Origin of the sequence: Methanobacterium formicicum DSM 3637, assembly GCF_000302455.1 — an archaeon.
In the GTDB taxonomy this organism is placed as follows: domain Archaea; phylum Methanobacteriota; class Methanobacteria; order Methanobacteriales; family Methanobacteriaceae; genus Methanobacterium; species Methanobacterium formicicum_A.
This window is the reverse complement of sequence record NZ_AMPO01000007.1, coordinates 1-22,714: the sequence shown is the minus strand read 5'-3', so window position 1 is coordinate 22,714 and position 22,714 is coordinate 1. Positions and strand designations below refer to the sequence as shown.

The 22,714-nt window shown below is 39.5% G+C and carries 26 protein-coding genes; 9 read left to right on the top strand and 17 right to left on the bottom strand.

Features of this window, described 5'->3' with window-relative positions:
• Nucleotide 1: 1 nt before the first annotated feature.
• The 15 genes from ftsY to A994_RS08190 form a co-directional block, all read right to left on the bottom strand.
• On the bottom strand, nt 2-1,444 hold the full coding sequence (gene ftsY, locus A994_RS08260) for a signal recognition particle-docking protein FtsY (RefSeq protein WP_004031005.1): 1,443 nt from the start codon (nt 1,442-1,444) through the stop codon (nt 2-4).
• A gap of 119 nt (nt 1,445-1,563) precedes the next feature.
• Nucleotides 1,564-1,992, bottom strand: a complete 429-nt coding sequence (gene pfdA, locus A994_RS08255) for a prefoldin subunit alpha (protein WP_004031004.1) — start codon at nt 1,990-1,992, stop codon at nt 1,564-1,566.
• Nucleotides 1,993-1,997: 5 nt separating this feature from the next.
• Nucleotides 1,998-2,228 (bottom strand): 50S ribosomal protein L18Ae, encoded by a 231-nt coding sequence (gene rpl18a, locus A994_RS08250; RefSeq protein ID WP_004031003.1) that lies wholly within the window; start codon nt 2,226-2,228, stop codon nt 1,998-2,000.
• Nucleotides 2,225-2,899 (bottom strand): translation initiation factor IF-6, encoded by a 675-nt coding sequence (locus tag A994_RS08245; RefSeq protein WP_004031002.1) that lies wholly within the window; start codon nt 2,897-2,899, stop codon nt 2,225-2,227. The genes rpl18a and A994_RS08245 overlap by 4 nt, the downstream gene beginning before the upstream one ends.
• Before the next feature lie 10 nt (nt 2,900-2,909).
• On the bottom strand, nt 2,910-3,155 hold the full coding sequence (locus tag A994_RS08240) for a 50S ribosomal protein L31e (RefSeq protein ID WP_004031001.1): 246 nt from the start codon (nt 3,153-3,155) through the stop codon (nt 2,910-2,912).
• A 24-nt stretch (nt 3,156-3,179) separates the two neighbouring features.
• Nucleotides 3,180-3,335 (bottom strand): 50S ribosomal protein L39e, encoded by a 156-nt coding sequence (locus A994_RS08235; RefSeq protein WP_004031000.1) that lies wholly within the window; start codon nt 3,333-3,335, stop codon nt 3,180-3,182.
• Nucleotides 3,322-3,924: a DUF7411 family protein gene (locus tag A994_RS08230; RefSeq protein WP_004030999.1), complete on the bottom strand. Its 603-nt coding sequence runs from the start codon at nt 3,922-3,924 to the stop codon at nt 3,322-3,324. Before A994_RS08230 ends, A994_RS08235 begins: the two co-directional genes overlap by 14 nt.
• On the bottom strand, nt 3,921-4,268 hold the full coding sequence (locus tag A994_RS08225) for a DNA-binding protein (protein ID WP_004030998.1): 348 nt from the start codon (nt 4,266-4,268) through the stop codon (nt 3,921-3,923). The genes A994_RS08230 and A994_RS08225 overlap by 4 nt, the downstream gene beginning before the upstream one ends.
• A 70-nt stretch (nt 4,269-4,338) precedes the next feature.
• A complete protein-coding gene (locus A994_RS08220) occupies nt 4,339-4,776 on the bottom strand; it encodes a 30S ribosomal protein S19e (RefSeq protein ID WP_004030997.1) in 438 nt (145 codons plus the stop codon).
• A 13-nt stretch (nt 4,777-4,789) separates the two neighbouring features.
• Nucleotides 4,790-5,023: a YhbY family RNA-binding protein gene (locus tag A994_RS08215; RefSeq protein ID WP_004030996.1), complete on the bottom strand. Its 234-nt coding sequence runs from the start codon at nt 5,021-5,023 to the stop codon at nt 4,790-4,792.
• Nucleotides 5,016-5,387, bottom strand: a complete 372-nt coding sequence (locus tag A994_RS08210) for a ribonuclease P protein component 4 (RefSeq protein ID WP_048204170.1) — start codon at nt 5,385-5,387, stop codon at nt 5,016-5,018. Before A994_RS08210 ends, A994_RS08215 begins: the two co-directional genes overlap by 8 nt.
• A 193-nt stretch (nt 5,388-5,580) precedes the next feature.
• Nucleotides 5,581-6,351, bottom strand: a complete 771-nt coding sequence (locus A994_RS08205; RefSeq protein WP_004030994.1) for an adenylate kinase family protein — start codon at nt 6,349-6,351, stop codon at nt 5,581-5,583.
• Between the two features lie 49 nt (nt 6,352-6,400).
• A complete protein-coding gene (locus A994_RS08200) occupies nt 6,401-7,177 on the bottom strand; it encodes a sulfide-dependent adenosine diphosphate thiazole synthase (RefSeq protein WP_004030993.1) in 777 nt (258 codons plus the stop codon).
• A 139-nt stretch (nt 7,178-7,316) separates the two neighbouring features.
• Complete coding sequence (locus tag A994_RS08195; RefSeq protein ID WP_004030992.1) at nt 7,317-8,411, bottom strand: OBG GTPase family GTP-binding protein; 1,095 nt, start codon at nt 8,409-8,411, stop codon at nt 7,317-7,319.
• A gap of 163 nt (nt 8,412-8,574) precedes the next feature.
• The gene (locus A994_RS08190) at nt 8,575-10,983 is read right to left on the bottom strand and encodes an STT3 domain-containing protein (RefSeq protein WP_004030991.1); all 2,409 of its coding nucleotides are present in this window, start codon (nt 10,981-10,983) and stop codon (nt 8,575-8,577) included.
• 509 nt (nt 10,984-11,492) lie between these two features.
• On the opposite strand from A994_RS08190, the gene A994_RS08185 reads away from it, so the two are divergent.
• Both A994_RS08185 and A994_RS08180 read left to right on the top strand, forming a co-directional pair.
• On the top strand, nt 11,493-12,062 hold the full coding sequence (locus tag A994_RS08185; protein ID WP_004030990.1) for a hypothetical protein: 570 nt from the start codon (nt 11,493-11,495) through the stop codon (nt 12,060-12,062).
• Between the two features lie 71 nt (nt 12,063-12,133).
• Nucleotides 12,134-12,358 (top strand): helix-turn-helix transcriptional regulator, encoded by a 225-nt coding sequence (locus A994_RS08180; protein WP_004030989.1) that lies wholly within the window; start codon nt 12,134-12,136, stop codon nt 12,356-12,358.
• 148 nt (nt 12,359-12,506) lie between these two features.
• Here A994_RS08180 and topA read toward each other — a convergent pair whose 3' ends face one another.
• Complete coding sequence (topA, locus tag A994_RS08175) at nt 12,507-14,663, bottom strand: DNA topoisomerase I (RefSeq protein ID WP_004030988.1); 2,157 nt, start codon at nt 14,661-14,663, stop codon at nt 12,507-12,509.
• Nucleotides 14,664-15,132: 469 nt separating this feature from the next.
• Between topA and A994_RS08170 the strand changes: the two genes are divergently transcribed.
• A complete protein-coding gene (locus tag A994_RS08170) occupies nt 15,133-15,660 on the top strand; it encodes a YfcE family phosphodiesterase (RefSeq protein ID WP_004030987.1) in 528 nt (175 codons plus the stop codon).
• Nucleotides 15,661-16,281 carry an RlmE family RNA methyltransferase gene (locus A994_RS08165; protein WP_004030986.1) on the top strand — a complete coding sequence of 207 codons (621 nt, stop codon included), beginning with the start codon at nt 15,661-15,663 and terminating at the stop codon, nt 16,279-16,281.
• Nucleotides 16,282-16,397: 116 nt separating this feature from the next.
• Here the strand turns inward: A994_RS08165 and A994_RS08160 are convergent, their stop codons facing one another.
• Entirely contained in the window at nt 16,398-16,832 is a 435-nt protein-coding gene (locus A994_RS08160) for a hypothetical protein (RefSeq protein ID WP_052309309.1), read from the bottom strand.
• Between the two features lie 560 nt (nt 16,833-17,392).
• Between A994_RS08160 and mcm the strand changes: the two genes are divergently transcribed.
• The 5 genes from mcm (at nt 17,393) to A994_RS08135 (ending at nt 22,492) form a co-directional block, all read left to right on the top strand.
• Nucleotides 17,393-19,405, top strand: a complete 2,013-nt coding sequence (gene mcm, locus A994_RS08155) for a minichromosome maintenance protein MCM (protein ID WP_004030984.1) — start codon at nt 17,393-17,395, stop codon at nt 19,403-19,405.
• 88 nt (nt 19,406-19,493) lie between these two features.
• Nucleotides 19,494-19,901, top strand: coding sequence for a translation initiation factor IF-2 subunit beta (locus A994_RS08150; RefSeq protein WP_004030983.1), 408 nt, complete (start codon nt 19,494-19,496; stop codon nt 19,899-19,901).
• Nucleotides 19,902-19,977: 76 nt separating this feature from the next.
• On the top strand, nt 19,978-21,030 hold the full coding sequence (locus A994_RS08145) for a 60S ribosomal export protein NMD3 (RefSeq protein ID WP_004030982.1): 1,053 nt from the start codon (nt 19,978-19,980) through the stop codon (nt 21,028-21,030).
• Nucleotides 21,031-21,138: 108 nt separating this feature from the next.
• Nucleotides 21,139-22,101 carry a tyrosine--tRNA ligase gene (locus tag A994_RS08140; RefSeq protein WP_004030981.1) on the top strand — a complete coding sequence of 321 codons (963 nt, stop codon included), beginning with the start codon at nt 21,139-21,141 and terminating at the stop codon, nt 22,099-22,101.
• Nucleotides 22,102-22,285: 184 nt separating this feature from the next.
• Entirely contained in the window at nt 22,286-22,492 is a 207-nt protein-coding gene (locus A994_RS08135; RefSeq protein WP_004030980.1) for a hypothetical protein, read from the top strand.
• Nucleotides 22,493-22,714 lie beyond the last annotated feature (222 nt).

The window sequence follows — 22,714 nt, the reverse complement described above, 5'->3', positions numbered from 1 at the left end:
ATTAATCCCCTAAAACCTGTTCCACCATCCAGTCAGGGTGGAACTCCATAATATCCCCGTAACCCTGGCCAACACCTAAAAACAGTATGGGTTTGTTTATCACATGCCCAATTGACAGTGCTGCACCGCCTTTAGCATCTGCATCAGCCTTGGTGAGTATAATTCCGTCAACTCCCACTGCATCATCAAATTTACGGGCCTGCTCCACTGCATCGTTACCAGTGAGGGCATCACCCACAAATATGGCTAGATCAGGTTTTACCACCCGTTGGATCTTTTTCATTTCATCCATGAGGTTAATATTGGTCTGCATTCTTCCAGCGGTGTCTATGAGGACCAGTTCTTTCTTTTTGGCCTTTGCGTGCTCTACTGCATCATAGGCCACTGCTGCAGGATCTGCACCTTTCTGGTGGCGGATGATCTTAACACCCACTTTTTCAGCATGGTGAGATATCTGTTCAATGGCTCCTGCACGGAAAGTGTCAGAAGCAGCAATAACTGGAGAATAACCTTCTTTAACGTAATGATCTGCAATTTTAGAGATGGTTGTGGTTTTACCAGTTCCATTAACTCCTACAAACATTATTTTGAGAGGTTCACCTGTTTTTTTGGCATTTTGAACCAGTTCCTCCAAGTTGGGACCATCAACTACCAGTATGTCGGATATTGCCTTTTTAAGTGCTTCTCGTGTGAATTTGGCCACGTCACTTCGTCTTTTGATCTTGCGACCCACCAGATCTTCCTTGACTGATTTGACGATTTGTTCAGCCACTTCCATTGCAACATCACCCTCTAAGAGGGCTAATTCCAGTTCAAAAAGAACATCATCAACATCTTTTTCAGATATGGTTTTATGGGTGGCGAAGGTGAATAAACCAGAAGGTTCATCTTCTTCCTTTCCAGATTTGCCCTTATCTTTTTCAGAATCAGTTGACTTTTCAGAATCAGTTGCACCTATCACAGAATCAGTTGTAGACCCAGAAACATCGGTTGCAGTAGAAGAATCAGCAGTTTTTAACTTAGAATTAATTCCATCTTTGCTAATTTCATCTTCACTCGTTTTCTTGGAATCTTCATCTTTAGAATCAGATTTTCTGCGGAAAAACGAAAAACGAGATTTTTTTTCTCCATCCTCTCCTTTGGGAGACTTCTCATCTGATTCGTCTTTACCTGAAGTTTTATCTGCTTTATCTTTAACTTTTTGATCTTTCCCTGAAGAGATAGTTTTAGTTTTAAGTTCTTTTTTAGCGCCTGTATCTCCAGGTGTTTCACTGGAAGAAGTTTCAGTTTTTTCAATCGCCTTATCTTCAGTTAACTTAACTCCAGTTAAAGCAGCTTTTGCCTTTTCTTCTTTTTCTTTAGCTGCTTCTTCCTCTTCAGAGGATACTTGATCAGAGATCTTTCCAATGGTTCCGGAAAACTTCTTTTTCAGAGATTCAAACAAAAGATTCACTCCTTAAGGTGATGCTACTGTTAAAGATTAAATTTGGGGAGTAGGAATTTTAAATAAATTTGTAAGCTTTATATGAAATTTGAAATTAGAAAGAAAAATTAGGGTAAAACTTACCCTTGTGTGTTACCTTCAATCTTTTGGATGAGCGCCTCAGCTTCAGGGCTTTTCTGTGTGATGATCTGGCTGATCTTAGTCAGATCAGACATCATCTTCTGCATGATGTTATCCAGCTCTTTTTTCTGCTGTTCAATGCTCATCTTAGCATCATCGATAGTTTTCTTAACCGCAGCACCGGATCCGAGACCAACAATCACTTCTTCAGTGTTCTTGATTTCAGCGATTAAAAATGAACCCGCACCAATTGGTACCAGGGTTTCAGGTGACTTTTCCCCTTTAATAGCTTCCAGAGTTTCCTGGGCTATGGTCATGTCTGATATAGTGGCATTAAGGGTTTCCACTTGCTGGTTCAGCATGTCAGCCTGTGCCTTGTAGGCGTTGAGTTCGTTTATAATCTCCTCTAGCCTTTGTCGGTCTTCCATGTTGTTCACTCCGAAATCAGTGCTTTGATCAGGGTATCCTGAACTTCTTCAGCGGAAATTTCCTCTATCTTTTCTATGTGTATTTGATTGCGCACAATGTGATGTTTGCTACCAAATTCAGAGTATATCTTTTCTTTAATGTCGTTTTCACCAGTTGCTTTCAGTTCCTTGGTGAAAGGTTTAAATCTGTCGCCCATGACGAACTTACCTTGAACTCTAAATATTTTTGTCTTCATAATAATTCCTCAAGAAAACCTAATGATTCTTCTATTCTTGCCATTTCAGGACCAGTAGTCTTTTCGCCCACCAGCACTCCATTGGAGTTGGCAACTGCACCTGCGCCCACCAGTTTTGTTCCCTGGTTCACGGTCCCCACATCTACAGGAACCTTCATGGTTTTTTCCAGGAAATCTAATTCATCTGATGTTGCTTGTGGGTGAACCATCACGCCTTTGTTGGTGGCAACAGCTACTGAACCGGTGATCTTGAAATTAGCTATACTGCCTCGGACCACTTCCACATCCAGGGTCTCACAGACCACATCCACTGCTTCATCAGATAGTAGTGGATTTACCAGTGCTCCGTGATCGTTGGCCAGGATGATGTTACCCACTGCAGTGAGTCGGTCGGGTATCCTCTCCACCTCTAACCCAAATTCCTTAATGGCATTTACTTCGGTGTTAAAGGCATACTTGGATACCAGGAACCCCCTGGAGTTTCCTACTGCCAGGGCACCGGCAAGGCTACTTCCACTGATGGGGGTTTTTATTACAGGAACCTGAAGGGCTTCTTCAACCACTCCCACCATTTTTTCTCCCAGGTTAGGTGGTGCTAGAGCCACTTTATCAGTGGCTGCGATTGAAACACCCAGGTTGGGATTGCCTGCCAGATTAACTCTCCTAATCATAGGAGATCACCTACTGTGCCAGGGTGACCAGTACGGAACCATCTTCATCTTTGGTTGCCTTAACCTTGATCTTAGGGGGTATTTTCTGAATTCCCCTTTCCCATATTTTTTCATTTACCGATTCGTCCATTTTGACATCGTCGGATTTCATGTGTTTCTGGATGAACTCCCTTACTACACGGGTTGCTTTAGGTGACCTTTTGGTACGGGGAGCTGTTTTGGCATCCCTAAGGGGTATAACGTAAACTCTTTCCATCTCTGTTCACTCCTATATTCAGATTTATATCTTTAGACTACTTCTTCTCCAGTGTCTCATTTTAGGGTGAGTCCTGACCTTACGGTTGGTCTTCATCATAACCCATAGAGGCACACGCCTGTTCTGCTTGCCTGCTTTTGCCAATCTTAATTTTTTGGCTAATGGTCTATTTCTGCTCATCTTCTCTCCATCCTATTACTCTTGATTGTATGTGTGGGGGAAATAACTTACAAGCTGTATCTTCGCCTTCATCTCTGGTTATGAGATATCTTATTTCAATCTCATAATCTGAGTTATTTTCCATACTGGTGGGTTCTTTCACCACGCTGAAAAATTGTTGTGACAGATGATTTATGGTCTTATGACCCCATCCTGCAAGGTTCAAGTACTGAACATTATTAGAATCTTCAAAACTTTGTATTTCCGCTGAATTTAGTTTAGGCACCCGATCATCTCTTCTGGTGCCATCGGCCACTAAGGAATAGTTTTCTGCAGCCAATCTCAGGACTTCCCGGTGCAGGTGGTTAATTCCATTATTGGGAAAACCATCCTTCAGTATCATGTTCACCGCTCCTTCCAGGAGGGAGGATTTTGCATCCAGGATCCTGTGTTTGAATCCTAAACATGATGCAGAGTTTGCTGCTGATTTCCAAGAAGGGAAAACACCAAAATTGGCTGTTAAAAGTTCCACCTCGTATCCTAAGCGTTTTAGTATGACTGCCATTAATGAGCTGTCTTTACCTCCACTGTAGAGTACTGCGGCTTTCATTTCCAGGTGATATTAATTTCTCTTTTTTGACCAGCTAGCTTACGGAGTAATTCTTTAAGCTGCTCATCAGTGATTTTTGACGATACCCTGCCCATTTGAGCAAGTTGGATAAGCTGAAGTTCGATTTGATCCACGAACTCGGGTTTGGTGAGGCGGAGGTTAGCCAGGCGACTGCGCGCTTCAGGGGTGAGTATCTGCATCATAGCTTGTCTCTTCTGAGCTTCCAACTCCCTACGCATCTGTTCCTGAGATTGGGCATCTGGAGCTTGCTGTTGAGCCTGTTGATTTGCCTGCTGTTGCAGTTCTTGCATTCTCCTACGCCTAATTTCCTCAATATCGCTCATCTAATACCTCCCTATCCGATTAAAGTATGCCAATAATTTTTATTCAACTTAATTATTCAATTTTATTCAATTAATATTTTGCCAGTTCTGGAATATCCTTTTTTAACTCGAAGGATGCTTTATCCATGAAAGATCTTCCAGCAGGAGTAATCACACGACCATCTTCTCGTTTTTCAACAAAACCTGCTTCTTCTAACTGGTGAAGGGCAGTTCGAGTTACAGAACCACTGCCTCGTTGGAATTTTTCAGGACTGGTACCTCTGTCCTTTTTACCACCGTAGTAGGTTCTAAGACTGTTTATTCCCACTGGACCATCTATGTAAACCCTGCGAAGTATGGATGCACATCGTACGTACCACCAATCGGGGTTTTCTGGTCTTCTTTCTTTGTGAACCCCTGTTTTAACGAATGGAGTCCATTCTGGGGGGGTTATCTTTTTGTTTTCACTTAAGTCCTTGGCGACTTCACTAATGAGCGAGTCAGCAGGTACATCGTAAATTGTAGTCATATTATCCTCCTAATTATCTCTTTTTTTTGAAGATTACTGCAACGTTACCTCTAAAATCAATGAGTTTAGCATTTGATTTTTCGATGATGTGGGTAATATAGTTTTCTTTCTCTGGGGATATACCCTTGGAAAATCTGAGCTTCACCACTTCTCTTTCTTTAAGCTGGCGATTTATTTCATCCATAACACCAGGATTAACACCTGATTTTCCTATGTTTAAGGTGATGGTTGAAAGGGATCTATGCATCAGTTCCTTCTTGGAATGTGCGGGATTCAATTTTATTCCTCCGTTTTGCCTTTTTTTCTTTTATATAAGGCCTTCTCATGATTTCTCCACATTCCATGCACTTTATGTTTACCATTGAGTCTTTCAGGCGAACCTGAGAGTTAAAACCAGGTTTCAGGAAGTGATTACAGTTCCTGCAGAACCTTCCCCTCCATGAGGATGGCATTTTCAGGTTATATTTGGTGGCTATTTTTCGAGACATTTCCACGTATCTATTGGAACGTTCTGGGTGAAGGGCAAATTCCTCTTCAGCACGTTGGAAAAGGATTTCCATACGTTCTGAAGCTATTTTTATCATCCATCGCGGTCTTCTTCCCCTTCTCAAAGTATATGCCCCTTGTGAAACATTAGAAATGCTAGAATACGGAGATCTTAAGTTTTCAGAGAGTGTGAATTTTAGGGGTTGATTCCCAAAAACCTGAAACTGTACTTAAGAATAATGTATTAGTTTATCTTTTTACCCCTTAAAAAGCTTTCCCTGTAAGAGGTAATCCTATTTTTTGAGACTTTCAAGAGCATTATCCTCCCAGATATCCTGAAAAATCAATATTGCCCACAGGGAATGATTTTTTAGCATCAATAATATCTAAAATAACATCAATTACTTCTTTAGGGGTTATCGTGGTGGTTTCAACTTCGTGTACTTTCTCTTGATGTATTTGATGGGCTTCCCATGTGCAAATATCCAGGGCCTCTGCTTCCAGGTTTTCACGGATTTTAGTTTCCTTCCATCCTCTTTTCCGGAGTCTTTCTGAGAGAGTAGTAGGTTCAGTCCTAAAAACAACCACCAGATCAGCCTGAGGAAAATAATGTGAGAGGTGGCCTTCAATTATTATACAGGAATTTTTAGTGGGATTTATAGAGAAATCTTTACTGGAATCATTACGGGAATCCTTAGTGGAAGATTTAATAGAATCCTTAGTGGAAGATTTAATAGAATCCTTAGTGGAAGCTTTAATGGAAGATTTAATAGAATCCTTAGTGGAAGCTTTAATGGAAGATTTAATAGAATCCTTAGTGGAAGCTTTAATGGAAGATTTAGTGGAATCCTTGAGGGAATCTTTTTTAAGATCAACTGCATTTTGCAAACCAACAACCTTGAAAAGCTCTCCCTCTAAAGCATCCATGTCCACGATCTTGTAGTCTTTTTCTGGGTCTAAACCTGTGTATAGATGTTTTTCATCAACCAGGTGGTTGATATCCACCAGCGGGCAGCCTAACTTTTCTGCCAGCAAATGGGAAATGGTAGTTTTACCGGTTCCAGGGGTTCCAGTAAGGAGTATAATCATTTTAAACACATTGTCAGTAAATTGTTCATTGAGTAACTATTATAGTTACTCATTTCAGTTTTTCAATCAAGATTTCCGCTACTTTTTCCCCAGATAATAGCATACCACCAAATATAGGACCCATACGGGGTGAACCATGCACTGCATTGGCTGCCATACCTGTGACATACATTCCCGGATAGACTTCAGTAACGTTATCCATTATCCTCTGCTCAGCAACATCAGCCCACATGGATTTTTCTCCCATTATTTTACCGGTTTCAGTTTTAAGAGGTGCTTCCATTTTTCTCTCCAGGACCTTTACCACTTCACAGGGGTGTCCTGTGGCATCTATCACTGCCCGGGCTCCGATGGTGATGGGATCCACATGTAGTCCTGCCATTTCCACAGGGCTCCAGTTGATTACCAGTCCTTCCACACCTTTCTCCTTGATCATCACGTCTTCGATTTCCATGAGGTTGAAGACTTTGAGTCCGGCCTGACATGCTTTGGAACAGATGGTGGAAGCTGATTCTACTGAATCTGCCAGATAGTATCCTTCCTGATATTCCTGGCTGCGGATGCCCATTTCATCAAGAATACGTTTTCCTTCTTCCTGGACCACGATCTTGTTGAACATCATACCGCCACCCCACATTCCACCACCCATACTGAGCTTTTTCTCAAATAGGGCTACTTTAAATCCTGCTTTAGCCAGGTAATATCCTGCGGTGAGACCTGAAGGTCCTCCTCCACCAATGGCAACATCCATTTCCATGTAATCTAAAAGTTCTTCCATGTATCCAGCTACTATTCCCTTAGAGACTATGATATCATCCAGTTTCATTTTTTTCCACCTCATAACTTGTGATTAATAAAATGATAAATACGGTATGTTCTAAATTAAATTATTTCACGATTATTAAGACTATTTCCTAATTATAAAACTATTTCCCATTATAAAGACTATTTCATGATTATTAAGACTATTTCTTGATAATTAAACGTAAAACATCCTTATCTTCCATCACATGATCCAGTCCAACCTTTTGACCCGGAAATTTCACGGAACTGCCCCATACTTTCGCATGACGGAAGTTTTTAAGGAATTCTCTGTGTAGCTTACCAGCCACGTCCTCCACAGTGGATCCCTTCCTCACAATTAAGGGATCTTCCAGATCAGCTTTCTTACCCTGAGGCTTAAGATAAATCCGGATAAGTTTTAAATGGTCAAAAATTTCTTCTTTAAGCTCATCCATCATCATTCCCTTATCTGCAGCTATGTAAAGTGCATTCTGCATGTTTTGCTGAAGATCATTCAGGTAAGATGGATTTACCAGGTCTATTTTGTTCACTACCAGTAAGAGCGGGACGTATACAATGCTATTATCCAGGGAATCTATGAAACGATCAATTGTAACATCTTCCCTAATCAGTACATCTGCACTGTGCACCCCGTACTCATTGAGTATGGAGCGGATTGTTCCCTCGTCCATGTGGGTGAGGGGTACGGTGGATGCTACTTTAACTCCACCTATTTTTCTTCGTTTCACATTAACATCAGGGGCAGTTTGGTTAGGTCTGATTCCAATGTTAATCAGTTCATCCATGATCAGTTCCTGATGGTGCGGGTTGAAAACATCCAGAACCATTACTATAAGATCTGCATTACGAGCTACGGAGAGGATCTCTCTTCCCCTACCCTTTCCCTTGGAAGCACCGGCGATTATACCTGGAATGTCAAATATCTGTATTTGAGCTCCACGGTACTCCATAACTCCGGGGATGACATCCAGGGTCGTGAACTCATAAGCTCCTATTTTGGACTGTGCATTGGTGAGCTGGTTGAGTATAGTTGATTTTCCCACTGAAGGAAAACCTACCAGAACCACAGTAGAATCTCCACTCTTTTTAAGGGTGAATCCTCTTCCTTTAGTGCCTGATGAGCCTCTTTTAATTGATTCTTCCCTTAACTTCGAGATTTTTGCCTTTAGTTTCCCAATATGGTGGGATGTGGCCTTGTTGTAGGGAGTTTTGGTGATCTCCTCTTCGATCTTGCGGATCTTGTCTTCGATGTCCATAAAGCTCACTTTAAAATAAGAGTATAAACTGTCAATATTTTAAAAATTTATTATATCTACTGTTGTATTGCAATCCTCTTAAAAACTTGCATTAATTCTAGTATTGAATTTTCCACTTAAAAAAGTTTTAATTAAAATAGAGAAGGTGGGGGAATGGGGTTAGTTAACTCACATTCCACACCATAACTTCGGATATTCCTTCAGCAGGTTCCTTATGGGCCAGTTTAAAGTGGGTTAATCCAGCTCCCTGCATGAAGAACAATCGGGTGAACATGGAGTCTTCCAGGTCCTTACTCATCGCCACTGTAATCAGGTTGGTATCCTGTTTAACCACCAGTATGGAAAATGAACTCTGGTTGTTAACAACAGTGTCCGATACTTTTGTACCATCAGTAACTATTATTATGCGATGAGGTGGAGCGATCTTGTTTTTACTCACCTGCAGACCGCCAGTAACATTGGTACCATTGATTACGACGGTTACATTATTTTCACCCTGAATGGTAGCTGCGTTGTTTTCACTGGTGGAATTAGCCTGGGCCAGTGAATAGATGGAGTTGGTGGAATTTTTACTGGTGAAGTTCCAGTTTCCAAAGTAGGACCACCAGCCAGCTTTACCAACCATGTCCAGACTGGTGACAAATAGATCCTGTGTAACATTATCCGGATGAGTGTACTGTAAGACATTCTGTGCCTGTTGGGTGGTCATTCCATACTGAGAGGTCAGTATGTTCTGGGCTGACGTTTTATCAACAACCAGGATTTTATCCATAATTTCAACAGTTTTACCGGTGTTATTAGTGAAGTTTTCCACAGCCATATAACCATTATCACCACTGGAAGCTAACATCTTGAGTATACCTGCAGAAAGGGCTTCGTTATTGGTGGATAAGGCTTTACCAACCCAATATGCACGTGCATTGTTCTGAGAACCTCCATCAAATGTGACTCCCCTATCTGCCTTCACAGCAAACAGGTGCCCATAATCCCACCAGGATGTCATTACTGCATTGGAAGGAGTGTTATTTTTTACCCAGGTAAGTGTATTTACCATTGCATCATCAGTTCCAGGCACTACAGAGTTGGAAACTGCATTGGCAGAAGTTACTGGACCGTAACAGACCAGGACCAGTACTAAAGCAATTGCTATATACTGGTATGCTGGTTTTTCTATCTGATTTTTCAGGTAATCAGCAAGGAATCCCACGAAAATTCCTGCACAGAGTGCTATAGGGAGCGAAAATGCTTCCACGAATCTTACACCTTTCGTAAACGCGAAAGCCGTGAGTATTAACCATGCTGAGAAAAGGATGGCATAATATAGATAATTAGCCCTTTTTTCAGGAGGTATCATCCCTCCAAATCCTTTTTGTTCAGATTTAGTTTCCTTGGGTTCTTCACTTTTTGTGGATTTTCTTGCCCTTCTAGGCTTTCTATCCTTTTTAGGAGGTTTCTTTTTTCCTTGGGCTTTAGCTTTTTTCCCTTTGTCGTTTTTGATCCTCAGGTTCCAGAAGATCACCAGTAGTCCCAGTATTCCAAAGGCGAATGGGAATATTCCACCCACATCTGCCACCACTGTGGATGCACTTGGGATCTGCAGTTCACCTACAGATATGAATACATTGGGATAGGCTGTGCCCTGGGTAGCTGATTGAAGTTGAAGTACGCTTAAAGGTTCGGTTAGCTGGGAGAAGAATAAATTTCCCCAGAATATGAACATCAGTACTGAACTTAAAACCACGAATATGAGTAATGGAAGTAGAACTGGTTGTTCAAGTAACCATTGTTTCTTGCTGGAATATCCTTTCCATGATTTGAAGGTATCCATCTTAAATAGGTACTTTGAGACGAACATGTACACTAAGGCAACACCAATCACCAGATAGAATATATACCACCATCCGGACCATGCTAGGGCAAATAATAGCATTGAAATAGCTGAATAAGCCGCATAAAGCATTTTTTTCCGGTTTTTGGTTGTGGTGATACTTACACTGAAGAACCATATCACCAGAAGTGGTAGGAGCATACCAAACATGTCTGTGTCAAAGAAACCAGCAAAGGTGTGGGAGAAGTAGAATGTTGAAACTCCTACTAGCACTGCTGCAGCAATACCCCCATATTCATTGCTTATACTCTTGATAAAGAAATAAGCAGGTATGACACAGAGTGAGGCTATGATTGCTGATGTCCAGAAACTGACCACCAGTAATGGGAAGTCCCCGAATAGATTCGCTAACTTGTAGAAGAACGCCGTGACCCATATAAGCAGTGGAGGGTATTCAGCGGATCTTCCTGGAGGGAAATAGGAATGCAAATCCCAATCTGTACCATTTACAATAGCATCCCCAAGATAACCGTGATTTATGAAATTATTAGTTAAACGGTAGTTATAGTATGAATCCATTTCACTGAAATAAGGAAGACCGTTGTCTTCCTGGAAATAAGTTTTCATCTGGTCTGGTACTCCAGGGATGCCAGATGCCTCCGCCCGAAGGAGGAATACTAAAGAAAATATAAGGAGGACTATTATGATTGGTTTTAGTTTGGTTAAGATGTTCTTTGTATCCATATTATTTATTCCCCGTTACCTGACTATGTAACTCCTGATTGATTTGTAAACGTGTTTATCATATTATCTTATATTGGGCTCTTTTTACTATTTAAAGTATAAGTTTTGAATGATTTTGGTATTACACCCCTATAAATCCCGGACAGTTTTAAGTATTAATGATACTCCCATCACCCCCACAAGCATGATTTGTATTTTACAACATGTCGCTTATTGCTTTTGGATTTTTTACAGGATCATAGTTAGTTTTAAGGATTTTAAAGAGCTTTAAGCGTTTTAATGATTATTATTCTTCAGCCAGTTAATGATCAGTTGTATCTTATTGAATTTTGAATTAATGAGCTTGATATAATTACTAACCCAAAGATTTTAATAGTATCATGTTAGATCAATCAAACATAATGTTATAAAAATCTAACATTATGTTTTAAATAAATAACATAATGTTGTAAATAAACAACATCCATGAATGGAATATTGTGTATATAAACGAAATGAAGGTGAAAAGAATGAAAATAGAATTCAATTGTTTCTGGGGACTACTTGGTATTTTAGGATTTTTGGGATATATATTTGAAAATCAGATTTATTACGTGTTTTTTGCATTTTTCCTCCTATTACTGGTGCCAATTTTCAATAAAATAGGCAAAAAGGAAGAAAATAAAGGTAAACATCCTGATCTTAATGAAAGTAAAAATTATAACCTGCAAAATATAAGTATATGGCTTGGATCTGCTGCTTTAATGTTTTCCGGGTTAATCATGATGGTTACCAAAACCATGAGTGATTTACTGGTTGTTATCATTCTTTTGGGTGCAACTGCTTATTTAACCAATTTTTTCATCTACGTCGGAATGGATGAAAAAGCCCAAGATGAACGTTTAAGAAAGATAGGAACATTCGCCACAACCTATTCATGGTACATAACCCTAATGTTCATCTCTTTCCTTGTAATAAATATGTACTGGGCGCAGAATATACATAATCCCATTGAATTAATGGGTGTTACCATCTTTGTCATGACCTCCACCATGTTAATCGTCAATACGATTTTAAACCGTAAAGGAGACATAGATTAAGCCGTGATGGCGACTAAATCAAGGAGTGAATGAGACGTAGATTAATTCAGATTAATGCCAGGCGATGTGGAATGAAAACCAAAATAAAAGAATATAGAGCTCGCCATAACCTTACTCAAGCCCAATTGGCGGAAAAAGTAGGTGTTAGAAGAGAAACTATCGTCTTTCTTGAAAAAGGCAAATACAATCCCTCTCTAAAACTAGCTCATGATATAGCTGTAGTTTTAGAAGCTAAAATTGACGATATTTTCATTTTTGATGATGAACCCCTTGAAAATGAAGAACATTCATCTTAATGGATTAATAACTAAATTAAATCATTAAACTGAATATCTATTACTATTGAAAGATTTAAGGAGAATTGATAAATTAGTAGGAAAAATTGGGATAAAAAGAATAAAAAAAGGGTTAAAAAAGAATGGAGAAATGGGGATAAAAAAAATCTTACGTTTTTTCAGAAGTTTGCCCTGTTTGTTCCTGTTTTTCTTCCAGTGAACGGGTGTATCTGCATCGTGGAAAACCACTGCATCCCACAAATTCACCGTATCTTCCCCTTCTTTTTATTAGTTCTTTTCCACAATCTGGACAGATACCAACCACCTCATTCTTTAGAGGTTCTTCACCTTCACGCCCGCATTTAGGATCCATACAGGCCCTCTGCCTGGGTTTTCCAAAGGATATCATTGGCAGTCCACATTCTTCACATTTTGTTTTAAGAACTGTGGCACCCCTAGGCATGGAGTAGGTTGATTTACAATCTGGGTAAGAAGTACAACCCACAAAGCTACCTCCTTTAGGGGAGTTAATCATGATGAGGTTGCCTCCACACTTGCATTTGCCCACGATCATACTTTCCCGGTAGGCTGCGTAGAGTTCCTGTCCAATTTTCATCTTGTTTACGTCAATATCATCCAGTATGGAATTTACTTCCTCTTTAGCTTCGGTTATTATCTCATCTTTTTTAACTTCAGCCTGCATTATGCCCTCAAGCTTGGTTTCAAATTCTCGGGTTAGCTCTTCACTGGTTATCTTCTGGGAATATTTTTTCAATGTGTCAATGAGATGTTCACCCAGCTGGTTTACTGATATCTTTTTACCTTCAACATATTTCCGGTCATAGAGGATAGATATTATATTAGCACGGGTGGATTTGGTTCCAAGTCCTCTTTTTTCCAGTTCCCTAATAAGTGAAGCCTGGTTGTACCTGGCAGGAGGTTTGGTCTCTTTTTCTTCAGAGTATGCTTCGGCATTCAGCCGATCCCCCTCTTTGAGTAGTGGGAATTCATCATTTTCCACTTTGCGGTAGGGGTAGTGTTCTCTCCAGCCCATTTTTGCCATTCTCTTCCTGCTGAAGGCAAATTCCTGACCTCCAATATCCAGTTGGGTTTTCATGGTTTCCAGGAGACCATTTTCACCGAAAACGCTGATGAAACGGTATACAATAAGCTCGTAAAGTTTCTGATAATCCCGTCCCAGTCCTTTCGGTACCAGGCCAGTGGGGTGAATGGCAGGGTGAGCTTCATCGGTTTTTTTACCTTCATGGGGTTTAATAGGTTCAGGGAGTTTTTCAATCTGTTTCCTGAACGCTGCATTCTTTTTCAGCTGCCCCAATATCTTTTTATAACCAATGCTAGGTGGTAATTTCTGGGATGAAGTACGTGGATAGGAGGTGTAACCCTCAGAATACAAATTCTGGGCAATGGACTGAGTTTTCTTGGGACTGAATCCGAATACCCCGTAGGCCTCGGACTGCAGGGAACCCAGATCAAATGGTACTGGAGGTAACTGTGGGGTTTCTTTAACGTTTATTTTACTTACTACCGCATCTTGCCCCTCACAATCAGAGAGTATCTCCTCCTGAACTTTTTTATCGAAGATCTTTCCCTTTTTATGATCAGCAATTATGTCCCCTTCAATTTTGGCCTTGATGAGCCAGTAAGGCTCCGGGATGAAGCTCTGAATTTCTTTTTCCCTTTCAACCAGAATAGCTAGTGTTGGGGTTTGCACTCTCCCTGCAGATAGTTGTATGTAACGACTGGTGGCTTTCATCACTGAATCAGTAAGGTGCTTGGATATGTTCACCCCAAAAATGAAATCCAGAACGTGTCTTGCTTCTCCACTGTCAACCTGGTTGAAATCCAGGTCAATGGGTTCATTGTATGCTTTCAACAGGTCCTCTTTGGTGAGGGTGGAGAATTTCATACGCACAGCATTATCAATACTTTTTTCACCACAGGCGTACTTCAATGCATTAAAACCAATTAATGTCCCTTCAATATCGTAATCACAGGCATGAATAAATCGGTCTGCGTTTTTAGAGAATTTTTTAATGGCATCTATATAGTTCTTAACGTACTTTTTGCTTTTATCCTTCTCATATAGTGGGACCCATCCCACCTCAAACATGCGTCCTTTCTCCTTTTTCAGGGGAGATAAAGAGTATAAATGACCTACAGCAGAGAGTACTGTAGTTTTCTTCCCACCTTCATCTATTTCATAGTAAGGTACCTTTTTATAACTCTTTTTTACCGCTTTACCTGGTATGGCTGCGGCTATCTTCTCTGATGCCTTTGGTTTTTCGCATACTATAACTTCGTGCATGAAAATCACTTAAATAATAATTGTTAAACGATTGATAATAATTATAATTGCACACTTGGCAGTGCTACATCACTATCTAAATATAATGGATGAATCTAGATTATAATAATATGGTTGGTTATGGTATAATATTATAATATATACTAATTTTGTAAAATTCAAATTTTGCCATGATCATTATTTATACTCATCGGATTCCATCACGAAAATAAGCAGGTTAAAAAGCAGATTTAATATTGAAAAGATTAAGTAAGTGAACTAGAATAGATGAGGAAAATAATTAAAAAATAAATAAAATAAGAAATAAGATATTACAATCAGTAGATTGATATTGCAATTAGTAGATTCTTAATAAATTTCCACGAGGAAATAAAATCCCATCACAAAATAATCACATATCATAGGTTCACCTATACTAATTTTATAGTTTTACCTTAATCATAAGAAAATCAGTTGGAAGGAGATTGAAATGTTAATAGGCGTTATTTCTGACACTCATATTCCTGAAAGAACAGACCATATCCCAGAGATAGTTTTTGAAATTTTTAAAGATATGAATCTGATATTACATGCAGGAGATCTGGTTTCACTCCAGATTAAAGATCAGCTGGAGAAGATAGCACCCACCATCTGTGTTCAGGGAAATATGGATCGTTACATGGGTTTAGATCTCCCAAAAAGGAAAAATTTGGATCTTGAAGGGATAAAGATTGGTTTAGCTCATGGTGAGGTTTATCCAAGGGGAGACACTCAACAGTTACGTTATATTGGTTTGGAAATGGGGGTTGAAGTTCTTATAACCGGTCACACCCACTGGTCATTCATAAAAGAGTTACCAGATATGCTGTTACTCAACCCGGGAAGTCCAACTGTGCCCCGACTATCAGATCCTTCAGTGATGATCATAGAATTGGATGACGGTAAATTAGATGCCAATATAGTTAAAATTGGGGATCCCACCTGTAAAGCACTTAATTTTAGAGGAGAAAGAGAATAAATGACTCAATGGAATAAAGAAAGGAAGAATGAAGAATATTATAAGAAGGCTAAACAACAGGATTATCGTTCCAGGGCTTCTTTTAAACTACTGCAATTAAATCGTAAATATAAAATAATTAAGAAAGGGGATTCTGTGGTTGATCTGGGGGCTGCTCCTGGTGGATGGTCCCAGGTAGCCTTAGAAGCTACCGGTGAAGATGGTTTAGTGGTTGCTGTTGATCTTAACCGGATTAAATCGTTTCCTGAAGAAAATTTCTGGAGTATCAAGGGAGACTTCACCCATGAAGAAACCTTAGATGAAATTAGGCGTACTCTGCAGGGTAAAGCCCAGGTGATCATATCCGATGCTGCCCCTAAACTATCCGGGATTAAAGACCTGGATCAGCTCAGATCCATAGATCTGGCACGAACTGTGCTTCAAATAAGTGATAGTATCCTGAAATATAAAGGTAACATGATTATGAAGGTTTTCCAGGGTGAAGGATATCCTGAACTCCTGAAAGAGGTTAAACAAAATTTTCAAACCGTCAGGACCACCAAACCTCCGTCTTCCCGGAAAAAAAGTGGGGAAATGTATGTAGTTGGTAGAGGTTATAGGAGAGCAGGAAAGCAGAATTAACTTTTTTTCTCAAATCAAAATATAATTAAAATAATAGTGAAAAGCAGAATAAATGAATTATGACAGGGATGGGAAAATTAATTCTCATTGTTGGTCCCTGTTCCAATTTAATCCATTCACATCTCTGATTTTAGGTTAGCTAAAGCAGAGTTCGCTGTTTGCATTTGTTGTTGGGCTGTTTGAATCCTTGAATTTACCTCAGCAGAGGGTTTACCCACTGAAATGGCACTTGAAACATCATTAATAGCAGATTGAGCTTTAACCAGTTCCAGCTCTGCATTATTATAATCTGTTTTTAATTGATTATTACTGGTAGCTTGCACCTGAACCCTTACACCATCATACTGAGCCTTTAAACTTGCATACTGAGATTGAAGTGTTGCTAATTGTTCATTAGCATTCCCAGAACTAGCATCTGCAGATATGAACGATGAAAGTGATTGGAATCCCAGGTAAGCCAGTATGACCACTGTGGCCACTATCATCAACACCCCCATAACTGAAATAGTCATGGATGTAGCTTTGAACATTCTTAACCTTGATCTCTTCATGGATTGCACCTATTGGATTCTAACCTTGTTATAAATTATTATATTCATGTTAAATTAATCTATGGAAAGTATATCTCTTTTAACATATCTCCACTTAAAAAAACTTAATAAATCCCTAAACTAATGAATTCTTAAACTTAATAAATTTTTAATATAAACAATTTTAATAATTTAAAATTCTTATTAAATTAATATGTTTCTTATCTTTGTACCCTTATCAAAGTTATTATAATAATCTAAAGCAGCTATAATATTCTGTGATATACATTACTGTATAAAAATTTTACCAAAAATAAATTATCTAGATAACTACTTTATAAAATTATATTAGCCAAACCACCCCAGAAATTATTAATAATATATAATTTAATATTACTAATTAATAGTTATTTAAATATAGTTAATCCCAAAAAACAGGAATTTAATGTTGTTGCAATAAATTATAGTAATTTTTAATCGATTTTTATGGTTTTTAAGTACGTTAAAGCCCATATTAGCTTTTAGGATAATTTTGGTTTCATGAGAATTTTTTTATAATAGAAGATATTATAGGTTAGACAATGGAAACTTCAGCCGAAACTACAACTGACAAAACTAAAAATCCTGTGGCCAAGTTCGAGGAATTCTTTAGTACCAAATATAAAGACACTGTTTATGAAGCTCTGGAGAAATACCCAGAGGATAGATCAGTGCTAGTGGATTATGTGGAACTAGAAATGTTCGACCCAGATCTAGCAGATCTGCTAATTGAAAAACCAGAAGAAGTGATTAAAGCTGCTTCCAAGGCTGTGCAGAACATTGACCCCCTCAGGAAAAACGCTGAATTACATATTCGCTTCGAAAACGTGCGTAACAACATCCCTCTGCGTTATTTGAGGAGTAAATACATTGGTAAATTCGTGGCTGTAGATGGAATCGTGCGTAAAACTGATGAAATCCGCCCTCGAATCCAAAAGGCTATTTTCGAGTGCCGTAGCTGTATGCGGCTCCATGAAGTACAGCAAAAAAGTAACATAGTCACTGAACCTGCACTCTGCCAGGAATGTGGAGGCCGATCATTCAGAATACTCCAGGAAGAATCAGAATTCTTAGACACTCAGAACACCAAGGTCCAAGAACCCCTGGAAAACCTCTCTGGAGGTGAACAACCCCGCCAGATTAACGTTATACTGGAAGATGACCTGGTGGACACTGTAACCCCTGGAGATGTGATAAGAATCACAGGAACCATGAAAACAGTCCGTGATGAAAAAACAAAACGTTTTCACAATTACATTTATGGTAACTACATCAGTGCCCTGGAACAGGAGTTTGAAGAGTTACATATCGAACCGGAAGACGAGGAAAAAATCAAAGAACTGGCTGCCAATCCGGATGTTTACAATAAAATTATTAATTCCACCGCACCATCTATTAAAGGATACAGGGATGTTAAAGAGGCAATAGCCCTCCAGTTATTCGGTGGTTCAGCTAAAGAATTGGATGATAAAACCAGAATCAGGGGAGACATTCACATCCTCATTGTAGGGGATCCGGGTATAGGTAAATCCCAGATGCTTAAATACGTTTCTAAACTGGCACCGAGGGGTATTTACACCAGTGGTAAAGGAACCAGTGGGGTCGGTCTGACTGCTGCAGCTGTAAGAGACGAATTTGGTGGTTGGTCCTTAGAAGCAGGTGCACTGGTTCTGGGAGATAAAGGTAATGTTTGTGTTGACGAACTGGACAAGATGCGTCCTGAAGATCGTTCCGCCATTCACGAAGCTCTGGAACAGCAAACCATCAGTATAGCCAAAGCAGGGATCATGGCCACATTAAACTCACGTTGTTCAGTTTTAGCAGCAGCAAACCCCAAGTTCGGACGTTTCGATCGTTACAAATCAATAGCAGAACAAATTAATCTTCCTTCAACAATTTTATCGCGATTTGATCTCATATTTGTGGTTGAAGATAAGCCAGATGTTGAAAGAGACAGTGCACTGGCCAGCCACATTCTTAACACCCACCGGGATACTGCAGTACCTTATGATATCGATCCAGAACTTCTCAGAAAATATATTGCGTATGCCCGGAGAGAAGTCCACCCACACCTGACCAATGAAGCTATGGATGTACTTCGAGAGTTTTACGTGGGTATGCGTGGCGGATCCGCAGAAGAAGACTCACCAGTTCCCATAACAGCCAGACAACTGGAAGCACTGGTTCGATTAGCCGAAGCAAGCTCTAAAATTAGGTTAGGTAGTGAAGTAACACGTGAAGATGCAAAGCGTGCTGTCACCCTTCAGGAAAATTGTCTGAAAAACGTAGGCTACGATCCAGAGACAGGTAAAGTGGATATTGACAAGGTTGAAGGGCGTACACCTAAATCTGATCGGGATAAAATCAGAGTGGTTCAGGAAATTATCAAAGAACTGGAAGAAGAGTACGGCGGACGGGCACCCACCAACATACTTATAACTGAAATGAGAGATAGATATAATATGAGCGAGGAAAAGGTAGAAGACCTTATCCGCCAGTTGAAACGTAAAGGAATCATTTACGAACCCCAGCAAGGCTACTTAAAAGTTGCCTGAACTGGGATTATCTTAAATTTTCTTTATTAAAATCAAATTCAGTTTAAAACAGTTTTATACGAATTTTAGTTTGAAGGAGGTATTAAATATGAGCGATTATGAAGAATTACTGGACCGAGCCATTGAGCAATTACCACCACAGGCACTGGAAACCAAAAGGTTCTCAGTACCCAAGGCTTACTCAATAATCCAGGGAAACCGGACCATCATTCAGAACTTCGGAGAAATAGCCGATGCCATGAACCGTGACCCTCAGCACATCCTTAAATTCCTGTTAAGGGAACTGGGTACTGCAGGAAACCTGGAAGGAAACAGGGCTATTATGCAGGGAAAATTCACCCATTACCTGATTAACGACCGGATGGATGACTACGTGCAACGTTTCATCATGTGCCACGAGTGCAACCGGCCAGATACAAGAATAATAAGGGAAGACCGCATCTTCCTCCTTAAATGTGAGGCATGCGGAGCCAAAGCACCCCTAAAAACCCTTTAAATTCCCTTTTTTTATTCTATTACTTTTTTGAAATTGGAAAAAATTTTTATTAATAAAAATTACAAGATTAGATACTATGTTCTGTATTAAATGCGGTAAAGAAGACCAAGAACTGTTTAAGGGCCTATGTTATTCCTGTTTTGCTGCTGGAAATAAATTAATCACCATTCCCCCTGAATTGGAGGTGGAATCCTGTGCCCACTGTTCATCAATCCACGTGGGTGATAAATGGATTGAAACAGACCTTTCAGAGGAAGAGTTAGTTGCACAGACCATAGCCCAGGAGTCTGTACCTGATGAAGATGCAGAGGATGTGGTTCTGGAAATAGATCTCATTAATCAGAAGGGTTCCATTCTGGAAATGCTGGTAACTGCCAGGGGTAATGTTTTGGGGATACCCATAGAACGGGAATTTAAGATAAATGTTAAAATCAACCGTAATGCCTGTCCAGAATGCAGTAAGTACGCTTCAGGATACTATGAAGCAGTCTTGCAGCTAAGGGCAGATGAAAGATCCCTGGAAGATGAGGAAATCCAGAAAGCTGATGGGATTATAAAAAATCTCCTTGAAAAATTATCCCGCATCAATCGAATGGCTTACCTATCACAGAGAGTTGGGATCAAAGAAGGAATTGATTACTACTTTGGATCCTACAAGGCTGCCCGGAAGATTTCAAATGCCTTAAAAGAGCAGATGGGCGGAATTATGGGAGAATCACCCCGACTCATGGGTAGGGATAAATCCGCAGGAAAAGATCTTTATAGAATATGGATATCTCTTCGCCTACCCCTATTCCTGAAGGGAGACTTTCTGGCCCATGACGATCATGTGGGTCAGGTAATTGATGTGAACGGTAGAAAGATCGTTATCATGGATCTGGAGACACTGGAAAATGTATCCATATCCTGGCGTGAATATTCTAACCTGGAAAAGGTGGCTGGCAGGGAAGATGTGAAGATCACCACAGTTACTTCCAAAACACCCACTGAAATACAGTTACTCCACCCTGAAACGTATCAACCAGTGGATATGAACATGATGAGCCAACTGACCAGGATAAATATAGGGGAAGAGGTAGAAGTAATTGAAATTAGGGGAAAACTCTACATTATCCCACCAAAAGAGTAGGATATAACATTATGGATACCCAGATTAATTATTAATTCAAATCCTTATTAAAATTCAAATTTAGATAAAATTTAATTAAAATCTGTGATAATACTGATGGTGACTACAATGGATACAGATTCAACAATGAAGACTATAGAACAAGGTGCACTGGAAGTGGTAACTCCAGAAGAACTCAAAGAGAAACTGGAAAAAGATCCAAAAACTGCTTACATTGGATACGAACCATCCGGGAAGGTGCACCTGGGACATGCCATCACCGTGAAGAAGATGATTGACCTGCAGAAGGCGGGTTTTAAGATAAAAATTCTCCTGGCAGACCTTCATGCTTACCTTAATGGCAAAGGAAGTTTAGAAGAAATCAAAGAGATTTCTGAATACAATAAACAGTGCTTTCGGGCGTTAGGACTTTCTGAAGACACTGAATTTATTTTAGGTAGTAGTTTTCAGACAGAGGAAGATTACACCATGAAAGTTTACCAGTTGGCTATCTCCACTACTTTGACCCGTGCCAGGAGGAGTATGGCCCAGATAAGCCGGGATGCTGAGGATCACCAGGTTGCTGAGGTTATCTACCCCCTGATGCAGGTAGTTGATATGCTGTTTTTAGGGGTGGATCTGGCAGTAGGTGGTATGGAGCAGAGGAAAATCCATATGCTGGCAAGGGATAACCTACCCAAATTGGGATTCCAGTCTCCAGTATGTATTCACACCCCACTACTGCATGGTACCGATGGCTCGGATAAAATGTCCTCCAGTAAAGAAAACTTCATAGCCATTGATGATGAACCTGAGGTAATTAATAAAAAGATAAAAAAGAGTTACTGTCCCGCAGGTGAAGTTGAGGGAAATCCAGTCCTGGAAATAGCACATCACTTCATATTCAGTGAAAAAGATACCTTGCTTATAACGAGGCCAGATAAGTTTGGGGGAAACCTGGAATTGACCCAGGAAGAACTGATACAGATGTATGGAGATGGCAAATTACATCCCCTTGATCTGAAAAATGGAGTTGCTGAAAGCCTGACGGAGATTCTGGAACCAGTAAGAGATTTTCTTAAGAATTCGTAGTATTGGGATTCATATTATTCTTAAGAAGTTTATAAATTATAAAAAATCTTAAACTTTTAAGGGTAATGGTAAACTTTAACTAAAAATATTAAAGTTCTAAAAAGATCAATATAAATTGAAAAGATAATTTTAATAAAATTTTGATTTTTAACACTTAAAATTGTGATTTGCTTGAGGTGATACCATGGATGAAGATATGATGTATGAAATGAGAATTCCTCCAGGAGTTACTGAAGGAATGGTAGCAGAAGTAGTAGGCAAATTTGATCTGGAACTTAAAAACACTGACGACGGCCCATTACTCTGTGGGAAGAAAGAAAACCTGGAAAACGCCCAGGATCACATTGTAAAAGCACTTAACGAGCGCATAAAAAAACTGGAAAAAGATTGATAGTTATATTAATCTTATCTCTTTTTTGGTTATATTTTTTAATTTAACGTTTTATTTTTAGAAACTAATTACATGTCCAGGGCTTCATTTGCTGAACTTCATTTAGTTCCGGCTTTTACTCCAAACATTTAACTATTAATTTGTTTAACGTTATTTAACTTATATTCAACTTAGTTACTTGTTATTCAACTCGTTATTATCCAAACTCAATAACTATCCAAA

Coding starts and splice junctions, on each gene's coding strand:
- pfdA (WP_004031004.1), bottom strand. CDS start 1,992: ATGGAAGACCGACAAAGGCTAGAGGAGATTATAAACGAACTCAACGCC.
- rpl18a (WP_004031003.1), bottom strand. CDS start 2,228: ATGAAGACAAAAATATTTAGAGTTCAAGGTAAGTTCGTCATGGGCGAC.
- A994_RS08245 (WP_004031002.1), bottom strand. CDS start 2,899: ATGATTAGGAGAGTTAATCTGGCAGGCAATCCCAACCTGGGTGTTTCA.
- A994_RS08240 (WP_004031001.1), bottom strand. CDS start 3,155: ATGGAAAGAGTTTACGTTATACCCCTTAGGGATGCCAAAACAGCTCCC.
- A994_RS08235 (WP_004031000.1), bottom strand. CDS start 3,335: ATGAGCAGAAATAGACCATTAGCCAAAAAATTAAGATTGGCAAAAGCA.
- A994_RS08230 (WP_004030999.1), bottom strand. CDS start 3,924: ATGAAAGCCGCAGTACTCTACAGTGGAGGTAAAGACAGCTCATTAATG.
- A994_RS08225 (WP_004030998.1), bottom strand. CDS start 4,268: ATGAGCGATATTGAGGAAATTAGGCGTAGGAGAATGCAAGAACTGCAA.
- A994_RS08220 (WP_004030997.1), bottom strand. CDS start 4,776: ATGACTACAATTTACGATGTACCTGCTGACTCGCTCATTAGTGAAGTC.
- A994_RS08215 (WP_004030996.1), bottom strand. CDS start 5,023: ATGCATAGATCCCTTTCAACCATCACCTTAAACATAGGAAAATCAGGT.
- A994_RS08205 (WP_004030994.1), bottom strand. CDS start 6,351: ATGATTATACTCCTTACTGGAACCCCTGGAACCGGTAAAACTACCATT.
- A994_RS08200 (WP_004030993.1), bottom strand. CDS start 7,177: ATGAAACTGGATGATATCATAGTCTCTAAGGGAATAGTAGCTGGATAC.
- A994_RS08195 (WP_004030992.1), bottom strand. CDS start 8,411: ATGGACATCGAAGACAAGATCCGCAAGATCGAAGAGGAGATCACCAAA.
- A994_RS08190 (WP_004030991.1), bottom strand. CDS start 10,983: ATGGATACAAAGAACATCTTAACCAAACTAAAACCAATCATAATAGTC.
- A994_RS08185 (WP_004030990.1), top strand. CDS start 11,493: ATGAAAATAGAATTCAATTGTTTCTGGGGACTACTTGGTATTTTAGGA.
- A994_RS08180 (WP_004030989.1), top strand. CDS start 12,134: ATGAAAACCAAAATAAAAGAATATAGAGCTCGCCATAACCTTACTCAA.
- topA (WP_004030988.1), bottom strand. CDS start 14,663: ATGCACGAAGTTATAGTATGCGAAAAACCAAAGGCATCAGAGAAGATA.
- A994_RS08170 (WP_004030987.1), top strand. CDS start 15,133: ATGTTAATAGGCGTTATTTCTGACACTCATATTCCTGAAAGAACAGAC.
- A994_RS08165 (WP_004030986.1), top strand. CDS start 15,661: ATGACTCAATGGAATAAAGAAAGGAAGAATGAAGAATATTATAAGAAG.
- A994_RS08160 (WP_052309309.1), bottom strand. CDS start 16,832: ATGAAGAGATCAAGGTTAAGAATGTTCAAAGCTACATCCATGACTATT.
- mcm (WP_004030984.1), top strand. CDS start 17,393: ATGGAAACTTCAGCCGAAACTACAACTGACAAAACTAAAAATCCTGTG.
- A994_RS08150 (WP_004030983.1), top strand. CDS start 19,494: ATGAGCGATTATGAAGAATTACTGGACCGAGCCATTGAGCAATTACCA.
- A994_RS08145 (WP_004030982.1), top strand. CDS start 19,978: ATGTTCTGTATTAAATGCGGTAAAGAAGACCAAGAACTGTTTAAGGGC.
- A994_RS08140 (WP_004030981.1), top strand. CDS start 21,139: ATGGATACAGATTCAACAATGAAGACTATAGAACAAGGTGCACTGGAA.
- A994_RS08135 (WP_004030980.1), top strand. CDS start 22,286: ATGGATGAAGATATGATGTATGAAATGAGAATTCCTCCAGGAGTTACT.